Here is a 12,471-nt window from a genome sequence, read left to right as displayed (position 1 = left end):
GGTGTGTTGCACAGAAAAGCCGTCATGTGCAGATATTTGCCGCACGCCGCAGGAATTGCTTTCAGACCTGAAAATGCAGGGCGTTGGTCAAGTCGCCCATGGGTTTCTGACCCCGAGCGATCATGGTGTCGTCACGTTGTTTGAGGCCGTTGAGGGTCTCGAGCCGGAACACACGGGTGATCAACCGCAGAATGGATGCCGTGTCGTAGACCGTGTGGTCCACTGTGCCCTTGCGCGCAAACGGCGACACCACCAGCGCAGGCACTCGTGAACCTGGCCCCCAGCGGTCGCCCTTGGGCGGTGCGACGTGGTCCCACCAACCGCCGTTTTCATCGACCGTGACGATCACCACCATGTTTTGCCACTGCGGGCTTTCGCGCAGTACTTTCAGCGCGCGCACGATATGCCGGTCACCGGAGGCCACGTCGGCATAACCGGCGTGCATGTTCAGGTTGCCCTGAGGTTTGTAGAAACTCACCGCCGGCAACTTGCCCGCTTCGGCATCGGCGAAGAATTTGTTGCTGCTCGACTCATCGCCCAGGCCAGCATCGCGCAGGCGTTTATTGCGCTCGGCGGGGTTCTCCGGACCTTGCTGTTTGAAGTAGTTGAACGGCTGATGGTGGTATTGAAAATTCGGGATCTTCGGAATTCCGCCGGAATCCTTGTACTGATCCAGCGTCGCCTGCCAGGCGCCGGCGTACCAGGCCCAATCAATGTTTTTCTTCGACAGCTTGTCGCCAATGTGTTCGTGGGTTTGCGGCACCATGACGTTGGGCAGATCCGCTTTCGAATACGCCGGGCGCTCGGGGTCGCGAATCCACGTGGGCCAGTAGGGCGGGGCGAGGGTGTTGACGCCGAAACCGTCCGGCGTCAGCGCACTCGGGCCGAACTGCGGCGGGCCGGTCATGGCGCTGGCCGGCGATGCGTCCAGGGGCTTGAGGCGCGGGTCGGTCGGGTCGTCACTTTGCAGCGCGGCGATCTGTGACTTGGCCACAGAGTTGGCCGCGTCCGGATAGAACGGCGCGGTAGCGCTGATCAGGTACTGGTGATTGAGGAACGAGCCACCGAAAGCGCCCTGGAAAAAGTTGTCGCACAGCACGAATTCCTGCGCGACGTCCCACAGGCGCAGGGAATAACGGCTCTGGGCGTAATGGCCCATGGTCAAACCGCCGGAGTCGGCCCAGGCGACAAAGCCGTCGTTCTTGCCGCCATTGATTTGCATCTGATTCTGATAAAACACGTGCCATAAATCGCGGGTCACCAGGCCGAACGGCAAATCTTCAGCGTTCGGGCCTTTGAGGGCGAACGGTGCGTTGGCCAGGTTTTCCTGAAACTGCGTGGCGCTGGGGTAGGTCACGCCATCGAGTGTTTGCGGGCCGATCTGCAGGACGCCACCCCAGACGGGCGGCAGGGTTTGCAGCAGCGAACCGTCGCGGTCACGTTGTTGATAGTCGCCGGGCTTGAGCGCTGCCAGTGGTTTTTCGACACCGGGGAAATCACCGAACAGGTTATTGAAACTGCGGTTCTCGGCGTAGATCACTACCACGGTTTTCACCTGATCGCGCAGGGCTTTGTCCAGCTCGGCAGGTGTCAGCGGGCGCTCGGCCGGTTTGCCCGGTTGATCGCTGGCGCTGCCACACCCGGCCAGCGTGGCACCGACACCGAGCACCGCGACGCCGCCGAGAAAGCGGCGGCGACTGGTGTCGGTGGGGTGATTGGATTCAGGTGCGTCAGTGCCGTCTGTGTCGTCTTTCATCTGTCAGCCCGTTCTTGCTTAATTGTTTCAGTATGTTTCGGGCGGACGCTAGCAAGTGAATGTGACGGATGGATGACAGGCGGCACTGGCGCTGCATGTCTAGCCGGGCATGAGTTGGCTGAGCGAAAAGCCCAGTCTGCTGGCCGCCGTGATCGCAGTCATGACCACCAGAAACAGCAATTGCAGCGGACTGAAGTGCGCCCAATGCAGCGCTGTCAGCCAAGGGCGGCGGCTGCTCAGCTCCGGATCGAGCGAACCGATGCGGCGTTTGTGCACCAGCCCGATCAGCAGCGTGCCGGCATACGCGAGCGCCCCCAGCGGGCCAAGCATCAGCGAAAACAGCAGCACCATCACCCCTTGCGGTACTCCGTGGCGTATCACCAGCCAGCGCGTGTCAGGGTTCCATTTGCGTGGAATCAGGCTTTCGGTGAGCCACAGGTCCGGCACGATGACATGGGACGTGAGCACCACCCACCAACTCAGGGCAAAGCGGAAAAACCAGACCGGCACGCAGGCAAAGATCATCGGAATGAAGATCAGATTGGCGGCATCCCTTTTCTCAAGGCCCAGATAAAACAGGCACAGCGCCAACGCAATGGCCGCCCATACCCGCACCCAGGTTTCGGCCGCAATGGGCCGCGGGAAGAACCGCCGCCAATAAAAAACGTCGGCGTAGGGCAATCGCGCGAGCAGTGCCGGGAAGCGCCATTTGAGGTTTTCCGACAGATCGTGGCAGGCCTGCCATTCGTTCTGACCGAAGCCGTCGATGATCTTCTTTTGCTGCAGGGGCTTGAGCGGATTGATCAGCAGATGCGCTGCCTGGACATCGGCCGCCCACGTCCGGTCGCTTTCAGCCTTGGCCCGCAGATTGTCGTAGAAACTTTCCTGATTGCAACGTTCGATCAAGGTGTCCCAGAGCCAGTCCGGTTGCGGGTGCAGGCCTTTGTTGTGATCCCAGCCGAACAGTTGGCCGATGCGGTCGAACAGCGGAACGCTCCACTCAGTGTCATTGAGCAAGTGCAGCAGGGTTTGCTGCCATTGTTCGCGGCGATCGAAAACCTGCAGCCACGGTTGGGCGCTGTAGCGTTTGAGCACGTTGAGAAACTCGCGTTCGCTGTGGCTTTCGAGTAGCGCTTGCAGGTGGTCTCGATAGTCGGCCATCAGACTCTCGGCGAGAACCTCACGCTGGCGATCATTGATCAGCATGTCCTGCCACGGCCCCAACCATCCAAGTTGCTCGACGGCCCAGTGCAGCACCGGGCTGCGCAGTTGCGGCTGTTCAAAACACAATTGCAGCAACAGCCTTTCGAAGGCCTTGGCGCAGCCTTGCTGTTGCGCCTGATCCCAACGATCGTCGAGGTTTTCGGGCGATAGCCCCTCAAGCAGTTGCCGCGCGGCCTGCGCTTCAAACACATACGCTTCTGTGTCCGAGGCCGCCGTCAGTGGCTCGACAGGCAAAACATCATCCTTCGCCGGCGGTGCAAAAGGCTCAGGAGCGGTCGGGTTGACGGGCGGAACGTCGAGACCGGCAAAATCCCACGACGGGTTTTGCGGGTGGCTGTGTTTGTTTGCCAGCGCAGCATCGAGTGCCAGTGCGGCAAAGGTGCTGGATGCCGTGGCCACGGCGACGTCGTCTTCGTCCACAGGTTCAGCGTTTTCAAGGCGCCACCGGGCAATCGCCAGCGCTTGTTCGTAGGCTTCACGCAGGCGCTGGAAACCTTCGGCATCCTCATCGGGGCGGAAGGTTTTCAGCAGGCGCGCATAACTGCGCTTGATGTCACGGGCGTCTGCATCATTGTGCAGGTGCAGCACCGACCAGCAATCCATGGCCAGGCTCCTTATTGCCACGGAGTGCGATCAAGTTCGCTCAATTGTCGACTCAGTTCGGTGCGCACTTCACGGATCTGGCGCTCGTCCTGAGAGTCGAGCGCGATCTGGAATTGTTTGGCCCAATCGCCCATCAGATCACGCAGATCGCCCAGGCTTTCCTGATAGAGGCGCTCCAGGCGTGCACTCAACAGCGTGTTGACCTGCTGCTCGCGTGGGTGAATCTTCAGCTGTGCCAGGTTCTGCAGGCGTTGCTGGATTTCCTCGGGTGACAGCACGCCCGGGTTGTTCTCGATGACCAGCGAATGCTGTTGTCCGGTCAGAGGGATTTTCACCTGGGCTTCCAGCAGACCGTTGTTGTCGTAGGTGAAACGCACGTCGAGGGCCACTTCGCCGGCCTTGCGTTTCGGCACCTTGATGTCCAGTTCGCCGAGTGCGACGTTGTCTTTGACCAGACGGCTTTCGCCCTGAAAGATCCGCACGACCACCTGTTCCTGATTGTCGTGCAGGGTGTACACGGTTTTTACCCGACTGACCGGCACGATGCTGTTGCGCTCGATGATCGGCAGGTAATGGCCGCTCTCATAGTTGCGGCCGACCTGCGTCGAAGTCTCGATGCCCAAGGTGTAGGAGCAGACATCGGTCAGCACAACTTCTTCCAGCGCGGCGGCGCGGGCTTTGAGTGCTGCCTGAATGGCCGCGCCTTGTGCCACGACCTGATCAGGGTCGAGGGTGATCGACGGGAAGCGGCCGAACAGCCCGGCGGCGAGTTTGCGTACCATCGGCATGCGCGTGGTGCCGCCGACCAGCAAAATCTCGTCGAGGTCGCTGACGCGGATGCGTGCATCGCGCAGCGCCCGTTCAATCGGCGCGCGCAGGCGTTCGAGCAGCGGCATGTACAGCGTCGCCAACTGTTGCTGAGTGATGGTTTGCGTCCACTGCCGCTCACCGAGTTGCAGGCGGAATTCGGCACTGTCGTCCTGACCCAGCGCCTTGCGCACGCGCTCGGCCTCGCGACGCAGCGGCTGGATGACGCTGCTGCGCTCCGGGAAGTCTGCGGCGGAACGCTGCTGGCTGATGAAGTGCTCCAGCAGCACCGTGTCGAAGTCTTCGCCACCGAGGAAGTTGTCACCGGCACTGGCGCGCACTTCCATCACGCCTTCGAACAGCTCCAGAATCGACACGTCGAACGTGCCGCCACCGAGGTCGAAAACCAGGAACGAAGTTTCCTTGTCCCGTTGGTGCAGTCCATAGGCGAGGGCGGCGGCGGTCGGTTCGTTGATCAGCTTCTCGACCTTCAGCCCGGCCAGTTCGCCGGCGATCCGCGTGGCCTTGCGCTGGGCATCACTGAAGTAGGCCGGGACGCTGATCACGGCTTCGGTGACGGTTTCGCCAAACGCGCGCTCGACGTCTTCCTTCAAACTCTTCAGCACCAGCGCGGACAACTCTTCCGGGCGAAACGCCTTGTCGGCCAGGTACGTTTGCGTGGCGCTGCCCATGTGGCGCTTGAACAGCGATGCGGTCAGACGCGGATGCGTGTGCAGACGCTCACGCGCCGCCTGACCGACCAGAATCCGGCCTTGATCATCGAGGCCGACAACGCTCGGTGTCAGGAACTGACCCAGGGCATTGGGCACCAACTCGGTGGCATCGCCCCGCCAGACGGCGACCAGGCTGTTGGTGGTTCCCAGGTCAATCCCTACGATCATTGCAACGAACTCCCTTTGCGCTTGGTAAAAAATGGAAACATTTATGGGCGCGCAGAATATTACCGAGGGTGCGATGCGGTAAAGCAGGATGATGGCTCTGAGCCATTATTTGCGACAGGCAGCCCGACACGCGGCTGTTTCGCGAGAAAAGTGCGGGGCGCAGCCATCATGACTGGCCCCGCTTGGGACTACGGCATGACTGGCGGCGTATACGCCAGCGTCGTCCCCAGCGCCCACAACAACAGCAGTACCAGCGGCGTGTGCACCAGCAGTTGCACGAAGGAGAAACCGATCAGATCCCGCGCCTTCAACCCAAGCACGCCCAGCAGCGGCAGCATGTAGAACGGGTTGATCAGGTTCGGCAACGCTTCGGCAGCGTTATAAATCTGCACTGCCCAGCCGAGGTGATATTGCAGGTCATTGGCGACCTGCATCACGTACGGCGCTTCGATGATCCACTTGCCGCCGCCCGACGGAATGAAGAAGCCGAGAATCGCTGAATACACGCCCATCAGCAGCGCATAGGTGTCGTGGGAGGCGATGCTGACGAAGAACGTCGAGATGTGGTGCGCCAGCGTCTGCGCATCCGCGCCTTTGACCGTGGTCATCAGTGCGGCAATCGAGCCATACAGCGGGAACTGGATCAACACGCCAGTGGTGGTCGGCACCGCACGCGCCACGGCATCGAGGAAGCTGCGCGGACGCCAGTGCAGCAAGGCGCCGAGCATGATGAACAGGAAGTTGTAGGTATTGAGGCCGGAAATCGCGGTGATCGCCGGTTTGGTCGAAAACTCATGAAACAGCCATCCCGCCGCCAACAGCACCAGCACGATGATCAGCAGCGGACTGTGTTCCAGCCATTCGCCCGGTCGTGTGCGCGGTTGCAGTGGCGGCAGATTAAAGGCCGGGTCGATGCCGCAGGCCTTGGCATCGCGCGCCGAGTTCGGCCCGGGGGCGGTGGCGTAGGCGATGATGATCGAGATCACGATCAGTGCCAGCAGCATGACACCGGACTGCCAGAGGAAAATCGTTTCGGTGAACGGAATCACCCCGGTGATCGACAGGATCGACGGCGGCAGGCTGGCGGGGTTGGCCTGCAACTGCGCAGCCGACGACGACAAACCCAGCGCCCACACCGCGCCAAGGCCCAGATAGGCAGCAGCACCGGCGGCGCGATAATCCATTTTCAGATCGGTGCGGCGGGCGAGGGCGCGCACCAGCAAACCGCCGAACACCAGCGACAGGCCCCAGTTGAGCAAGGACGCGACCATCGAGATCAGCGCCACCCAGGCCACGGCGGAACGGCCGTTTTTCGGGATCCGCGCGAGGCGGTCGATCAGTTTCACGGCGGGCGGCGAACTGGCGACCACATAGCCGCCGATTACCACGAAGGCCATTTGCATGGTGAACGGGATCAGGCTCCAGAAGCCGTCACCGAAAGCCATCGCGGCATCGGTGGGTTTGGCGCCCATGACCAGCGTGGCCAGGGCGACGATTATCACAGCCAGTGCGGCGAATACCCAGGAGTCGGGAAACCAGCGTTCGGCGAAACTTGAACAGCGCAGGGCAAAGCGTGCGGAGCGGCTATCTTCGATATCAACGGCCACAGGGAGTACCTCGGATTTTTATGGTTATTGTGGTCCGCGGGTTTCCGATTTCTCCAAACACACCCTACCTGTGGGAGCGAGCTTGCTCGCGAAGGCGGTCGGTCAGTCGACATCGATTCTGAATGTACCGGCCTCTTCGCGAGCAAGCTCGCTCCCACAGGGGTTTCTTCGGAGGAGCTAACCCGCTGGACAGGCATTAACATTAATTCAACTACCGATGCTTTGTGAGCAGGTTTTGCAAAACCGGGACTATGGTCTAACGGGTTGTCCATCCGCGCATTTGCGTAGACCATGGGCGCCTTGGTTTTTTGCCTGTTTTCGAGTTCTTTGCCATGACTGCCCAATCCCCGGCCAAACCTGCGCCGTTCAGCCGTTCCGACTACAAGACCCTCGGCCTTGCGGCCCTTGGCGGCGCGCTGGAAATCTACGATTTCATCATCTTCGTGTTCTTCGCCCTGACCCTCAGCCAGCTGTTCTTCCCGCCGGAAATGCCCGAATGGCTGCGTCTGCTGCAAAGCTTCGGGATTTTCGTCACCGGTTATCTGGCGCGGCCGCTGGGCGGAATACTGATGGCGCATTTCGCCGACAAACTCGGGCGCAAGAAAGTCTTCAGCCTGAGCATTCTGATGATGGCGCTGCCGTGCCTGCTGATCGGCATCATGCCGACCTACGCGCAGATCGGTTATTTCGCGCCGTTGTTGTTGCTGGCGCTGCGCATTCTGCAAGGTGCGGCGGTAGGCGGTGAGGTGCCGAGCGCCTGGGTGTTCGTCGCCGAGCACGCACCGACCGGCCATCGCGGTTATGCCCTGGGTTTTTTGCAGGCCGGGCTGACCTTCGGTTACCTGATCGGCGCATTGACCGCGACGTTTCTGGCGCAAGTCTTCACCCCGGCGCAAATCCTTGATTACGCCTGGCGTTATCCGTTCCTGCTCGGTGGTGTCTTCGGCGTGATTGGCGTTTATCTGCGCCGCTGGCTGAGCGAAACCCCGGTGTTCATGGCCATGGAAGCGCAGCGTGAGGCGCGGGTCGAGTTGCCGCTGCGCACGGTGCTGCGCGAGCATCGATTGGCGATGCTGCCGGCGATGCTGCTGACCTGCGTGCTGACTTCGGCGGTGGTGGTGTTCGTCGTCATCACCCCGACCATGATGCAGAAAACCTTCGGCATGACCGCCAGCCATACCTTTGCCCTCAGTGCCTTGGGTATCGTGTTTCTCAATATCGGCTGCGTGATCGCCGGGTTGCTGGTCGATCGTCTCGGCGCCTGGCGTACCGTCATGCTTTATAGCCTGTTGCTGCCGCTGGGTATTGGCGTGCTGTATGGCTGCTTGATCATGGGCGGTCACTGGGTAGGCCTGGCTTACGCGGTGGCCGGTCTGGCTTGCGGTGTGGTCGGCGCGGTGCCGTCGGTGATGGTCGGGTTGTTCCCGGCACGTATTCGCGTGTCAGGCATTTCCTTCACCTACAACATTGCCTACGCCATCTGGGCCAGTATCACACCGCTGTTGCTGATCGGTCTGATGCCATGGAGCCCATGGATTTGCGTGATGTTCTGCGCAGTGATGGGCATGGTGGGTCTGCTGACGGCGGCGTATTTCGGTGCGCGGATGCCGCGTTCGGGACAGTGTCAGGTGGCCGGAGCGGCGTGACGTTACCGGTCAGAACTATTTTTGACTGACGAGTCGCCAGCGGTCTTCAGAAAAGTTTTTCAAGGCCGATGGTTAGGCTGCATCCCGCTTTCTATCCTGCCCATCGGTACTTCCCCATGTTCAACAAACGCCTGAAGCAAGAGCTGGCCGCTCTTCGTGAAGAACTCTCCAGCCTCGTGCAGGTGAAGGAAAGCCTGGAAAGCGAGATGCTGGTGCTGAACCTTGAGCCCGACGGGCGTATTCAATCGGTCAACCAGAACTTCCTCACCGAGATGCTCTACAAGAGTCAGGACCTCATCGGTCGGGCGATTGAAGACATCGTCCCGGCCCACGTAAAAACCGACGAATTCCACCACCGCTTCAAAAACGCCATGACCCGTGGCGAGCACTTCGCCGGTGCCGTGCGCCTGTTGCGCGGCAATGGTGAGGAGGCGTGGCTGCGTTCGATCGTGCAACCGGTGCGTTCCTCGGACGGGCGGATCAAGCATATTTCGCTGTTCGCCAGCGACCTGACCCGCACCATTGAAGCCTCTCGTGAACACGAAAACCTGATTGGTGCGCTGGTGCGTTCGACTGCGGTGATCGAGTTCGACCTCAACGGCAACGTGCTCAACGCCAACGATCGCTTCCTCAGCGGCATGGGTTACAGCCTGGCGCAGATCAAGGGCAAACATCACCGTATGTTCTGCACGCCGGAGGAGTACAACAGCGCCGAGTACCAGAACTTCTGGCGGCGTTTGAACAACGGTGAATTCGTGGCTGACCGCTTCAAGCGTGTCGACAGCCATGGTCGTACGGTGTGGCTGGAGGCGTCCTACAACCCGGTCGTCGATGCCAACGACAAACTGTACAAAGTGGTGAAGTTCGCCACGGTGATCACCGATCAGGTCAACCGCGAACAAGCAGTAGCCGACGCGGCGAGCATTGCCTACAGCACCTCGCAGCAAACCGACAGCACCGCCCAGCGCGGTACCACGGTGGTGACTGAAGCGGTCAACGTAATGCGTGACCTGTCGCGGCACATGCAGGCTGCCGGTGAGGGCATCGAGGCACTGAACGAGCAGTCGCAGGTGATCGGCACCATCGTCAAAACCATCAGCGGCATTGCCGAGCAGACCAACCTGCTGGCGCTCAACGCTGCCATTGAGGCGGCGCGCGCCGGTGAGCAGGGACGTGGTTTTGCGGTGGTGGCCGACGAGGTGCGACAACTGGCCTCGCGCACCAGCCAGGCGACCGAAGAAATTGTCACCGTGGTGCGGCAGAACCAGGAAATGGCGCGCAATGCAGTGGCACTGATGACCGATGGCAAGCTCCAGGCTGAACAAGGCCTGGCGTTGGCGGCAGAGGCGGGCACGGTGATTGTCGAGATTCAGGACGGTGCGCAGAAGGTCGTGAATGCGGTAGGCCAGTTTGCCAATCAACTCTCCAACTGACCTGCACTGATCCCATGGGGGAGCGAGCCTGCTCGCGAAAGCGGTGTGTCATTCAACATTGATGTGACTGACCTATCGCCTTCGTCGGAACGCCGCCCGGAGCAAGCTCGCTCCCACAGGTTCTGTGTTTCTTCAGTGGCAGCGCTACAATCGGCTCCTTTTCCCCCGGAGCAGATCCCATGAGCGATTCCCACCGCCGCCCGGTGCCCCTGAACAAAGCCTACCGTTTACTCAACCACGGGCCGACCGTGCTGGTCAGCGCCGCCCACGACGGCCAGCGCAACATCATGGCCGCCGCTTGGGCCATGCCGCTGGATTTCGAACCGCCGAAAGTCGCCGTCGTCCTCGATAAATCCACCTGGACCCGGCAACTGCTCGAAGCGTCCGGCACCTTCGTGCTCAACGTCCCGTGCGTCGATCAGGCCGACATCGTGCAAACCGTCGGCAATACGTCGGGCCTGGACATCACCCAAACCCAAGGGCAAGACAAGTTTCAAGCGTATGGCCTGCAAACCTTTGCTGGCGAACAGGTCGAAGCACCGCTGCTCGACGGCTGCGTCGCCTGGCTCGAATGCCGCTTGCTGCCAGAGCCGCGCAACCACGAGCAATACGACCTGTTCCTCGCCGAAGTCATCGCCGCCCATGCCGATGAGCGTGTGTTCAGCGACGGTCGCTGGCATTTCGAAGGTCATGATGGTTTACGCACTTTGCACCACGTGGCAGGCGGGCATTTCCTGAAGATTGGTGATGCGGTGGATGGCAAGACGCTAGCGGTCTGAATGACGGCTGATGGCAAAACATTGCAGGATGTTGCAAGGTAGAGGGCATCATCGAACCAATCAGGCACATGCCCCATGGATCTTTCCCTTTCGAGTTATCTGGCGCCGTTGCTGTCGCTGGCTCTGCTGTGGACCGTGGCCGTGGTCACGCCCGGCCCGAACTTCTTCAACATCGCACAACTCGCGGTCAGCCGTTCCCGCCGCCATGGCGTGTTCGCGGCGCTCGGCGTCGCCAGCGGAACCGTGTTGTGGGGACTGGCGGGTGGCTTGGGCATTCAGTCGCTGTTCAGTGCCGCGCCGACGCTGTACCTGAGCTTCAAGATTGCCGGTGGCTGCTACCTGATCTACCTCGGGCTCAAGCAGTTCAAGCGCAAAGCGCCGATTGTCGCGGGTACGCTGGATGACTCGCAGCAAACGTTGCTCGGAGCTTATGGCCGCGGCTTTCTGGGCAACATGACCAATCCCAAGTCAGCGCTGTTCGTCGCCACCATCTTCGCTACAGCCATGCCGGCTCACATCCCGCCACTGTTACTGGCGCTGGCGGTGATGACCATGGCAACGCTGTCGTTCAGCTGGTATTGCTGCGTAGCGCTGTTCTTCGCCAGTCGGCGAATTGCTGGTGTGTATGAGCGTTCGCGACAATGGCTGGATCGCTTGGCCGGTGGTTGCTATCTGTTGTTTGGTGCGCATCTGGTGGCGAATCGCTGAGCCATAGATCTTGGATGTGAAAGCTGTGTGGCCTCGTAGGCTTCGATAAGGCTGATCATGATGTCGAAGTGATCGCCTTCAGCAGTACCCGGTACTGGCTCGTTGTCGAAAAGTGCAGACACGTTTTTGAGCGCCGCACGATAGTCGTCTTCGTTATGAATTGGGCGTACGTTCATGGATTACTCCACTTCAAAGGAGTCCGCCTCATAAGCAATAAGGGGCGCCAGGTTTATTCCGGGCAACGCGAGGAAATAAGAATCCGATGCCTGCAAGGCATCGGATTTTTTATGCATTGCGAAAACTACGTAACCGGCTGAACGTTATCCAGCGCCTGATTCACCGCCAGCTCACTCAACATGACGATTTGCGCGATACCCAGCGCTGTCTTGCGGTGCGCGGTATCCAGCACGGCGGCGAAATTGTTGAGCATCTCGGTGACCGAGCCCAGGGTTTCGCTGGCATTGGCCAGCAGGGATTCGGTGTCGTAGACCGGGTTGGCGAGGTACATGGGTTCAGCTACGCGGGTGGACGCCATGATGTGAATGGTCGGTTTGAGGTAGTGGTCGAGGGCGCGGTCGGCCGCTTCGTTGAGTTTTTTGCTGTCGATGGTTGCGTACGGGGATGTTGGGTCGGTGTCTGTTTCGGGGGGATTGGGTGTTGGTTTTTTCATGGTGTTCTCCGATCAGGATTGGAGCTGGCCGATTCGGTTTCCGAACGAATAGGTGGCAGCTGTACGCAGGTTGGAAACCCGGGGAACGGAGAACCCGGTTGACCCGAAGGTCTCCCGCGCACAGCCGCCATAACGGAGTGCACACCATGAAGGTGCGCAAGGATACGTTATGAAAGGCGCTTGTGCGCTCGGTTCTACTCGGGGTTTCCAATCCCGGTCACTGAATTGGCAGCGACGAGTACAGGCTAGAGAGCTGACGTCCGACGGACAACCTGAAAACCTTGTGGGACGGTTCTCTGTTTGCCTCGCAGCTTTTAAACATCCCGATTTGAAATA

The 12,471-nt window shown here is 60.3% G+C and carries 9 protein-coding genes and 2 pseudogenes; 5 read left to right on the top strand and 6 right to left on the bottom strand.

The features are described from left to right. Positions 1–61: 61 nt before the first annotated feature. The 4 genes from acpA to ACZ0A4_RS19150 all read right to left on the bottom strand — a co-directional run bounded on the left by acpA (position 62) and on the right by ACZ0A4_RS19150 (position 6,899). Entirely contained in the window at positions 62–1,756 is a 1,695-nt protein-coding gene (gene acpA, locus ACZ0A4_RS19165; RefSeq protein ID WP_463575990.1) for an acid phosphatase, read from the bottom strand. A gap of 99 nt (positions 1,757–1,855) precedes the next feature. Beyond that, a complete protein-coding gene (locus ACZ0A4_RS19160) occupies positions 1,856–3,583 on the bottom strand; it encodes a J domain-containing protein (protein ID WP_463575989.1) in 1,728 nt (575 codons plus the stop codon). Positions 3,584–3,594: 11 nt separating this feature from the next. Then, positions 3,595–5,292 carry a molecular chaperone HscC gene (locus ACZ0A4_RS19155; protein ID WP_463575988.1) on the bottom strand — a complete coding sequence of 566 codons (1,698 nt, stop codon included), beginning with the start codon at positions 5,290–5,292 and terminating at the stop codon, positions 3,595–3,597. 188 nt (positions 5,293–5,480) lie between these two features. Further along, the gene (locus ACZ0A4_RS19150; RefSeq protein ID WP_463575987.1) at positions 5,481–6,899 is read right to left on the bottom strand and encodes a short-chain fatty acid transporter; all 1,419 of its coding nucleotides are present in this window, start codon (positions 6,897–6,899) and stop codon (positions 5,481–5,483) included. 332 nt (positions 6,900–7,231) lie between these two features. Between ACZ0A4_RS19150 and ACZ0A4_RS19145 the strand changes: the two genes are divergently transcribed. The 5 genes and pseudogenes from ACZ0A4_RS19145 (at position 7,232) to ACZ0A4_RS19125 (ending at position 11,465) form a co-directional block, all read left to right on the top strand. Next, a complete protein-coding gene (locus ACZ0A4_RS19145) occupies positions 7,232–8,545 on the top strand; it encodes an MFS transporter (RefSeq protein WP_463575986.1) in 1,314 nt (437 codons plus the stop codon). A 68-nt stretch (positions 8,546–8,613) separates the two neighbouring features. Beyond that, positions 8,614–9,438, top strand: a pseudogene (locus tag ACZ0A4_RS19140) (PAS domain-containing protein); the annotation flags it as partial. Continuing rightward, positions 9,418–9,978, top strand: coding sequence for a methyl-accepting chemotaxis protein (locus ACZ0A4_RS19135; RefSeq protein ID WP_463577597.1), 561 nt, complete (start codon positions 9,418–9,420; stop codon positions 9,976–9,978). The pseudogene ACZ0A4_RS19140 and the gene ACZ0A4_RS19135, both read left to right, overlap by 21 nt. Before the next feature lie 179 nt (positions 9,979–10,157). Beyond that, positions 10,158–10,757 (top strand): flavin reductase family protein, encoded by a 600-nt coding sequence (locus tag ACZ0A4_RS19130; RefSeq protein WP_463575984.1) that lies wholly within the window; start codon positions 10,158–10,160, stop codon positions 10,755–10,757. Positions 10,758–10,832: 75 nt separating this feature from the next. Beyond that, positions 10,833–11,465, top strand: coding sequence for a LysE family translocator (locus ACZ0A4_RS19125; RefSeq protein WP_463575983.1), 633 nt, complete (start codon positions 10,833–10,835; stop codon positions 11,463–11,465). Positions 11,466–11,488: 23 nt separating this feature from the next. Here the strand turns inward: ACZ0A4_RS19125 and ACZ0A4_RS19120 are convergent. Both ACZ0A4_RS19120 and ACZ0A4_RS19115 read right to left on the bottom strand, forming a co-directional pair. After that, positions 11,489–11,641 (bottom strand): annotated as a pseudogene (locus tag ACZ0A4_RS19120) (transcriptional regulator); the annotation flags it as partial. A 125-nt stretch (positions 11,642–11,766) separates the two neighbouring features. Continuing rightward, positions 11,767–12,135: a DUF6124 family protein gene (locus tag ACZ0A4_RS19115; RefSeq protein ID WP_127929772.1), complete on the bottom strand. Its 369-nt coding sequence runs from the start codon at positions 12,133–12,135 to the stop codon at positions 11,767–11,769. Positions 12,136–12,471 lie beyond the last annotated feature (336 nt).

This window comes from Pseudomonas sp. AC172, assembly GCF_979258595.1.
Note: the sequence above shows the minus strand (reverse complement) of the source record. Positions and strands in the feature narration are given on the sequence as shown.

Excerpts from the sequence above, each read along its gene's own strand:
- acpA (WP_463575990.1), bottom strand. The coding sequence starts at position 1,756 with ATGAAAGACGACACAGACGGCACTGACGCACCTGAATCCAATCACCCC.
- ACZ0A4_RS19160 (WP_463575989.1), bottom strand. The coding sequence starts at position 3,583 with ATGGATTGCTGGTCGGTGCTGCACCTGCACAATGATGCAGACGCCCGT.
- ACZ0A4_RS19155 (WP_463575988.1), bottom strand. The coding sequence starts at position 5,292 with ATGATCGTAGGGATTGACCTGGGAACCACCAACAGCCTGGTCGCCGTC.
- ACZ0A4_RS19145 (WP_463575986.1), top strand. The coding sequence starts at position 7,232 with ATGACTGCCCAATCCCCGGCCAAACCTGCGCCGTTCAGCCGTTCCGAC.
- ACZ0A4_RS19130 (WP_463575984.1), top strand. The coding sequence starts at position 10,158 with ATGAGCGATTCCCACCGCCGCCCGGTGCCCCTGAACAAAGCCTACCGT.
- ACZ0A4_RS19125 (WP_463575983.1), top strand. The coding sequence starts at position 10,833 with ATGGATCTTTCCCTTTCGAGTTATCTGGCGCCGTTGCTGTCGCTGGCT.
- ACZ0A4_RS19115 (WP_127929772.1), bottom strand. The coding sequence starts at position 12,135 with ATGAAAAAACCAACACCCAATCCCCCCGAAACAGACACCGACCCAACA.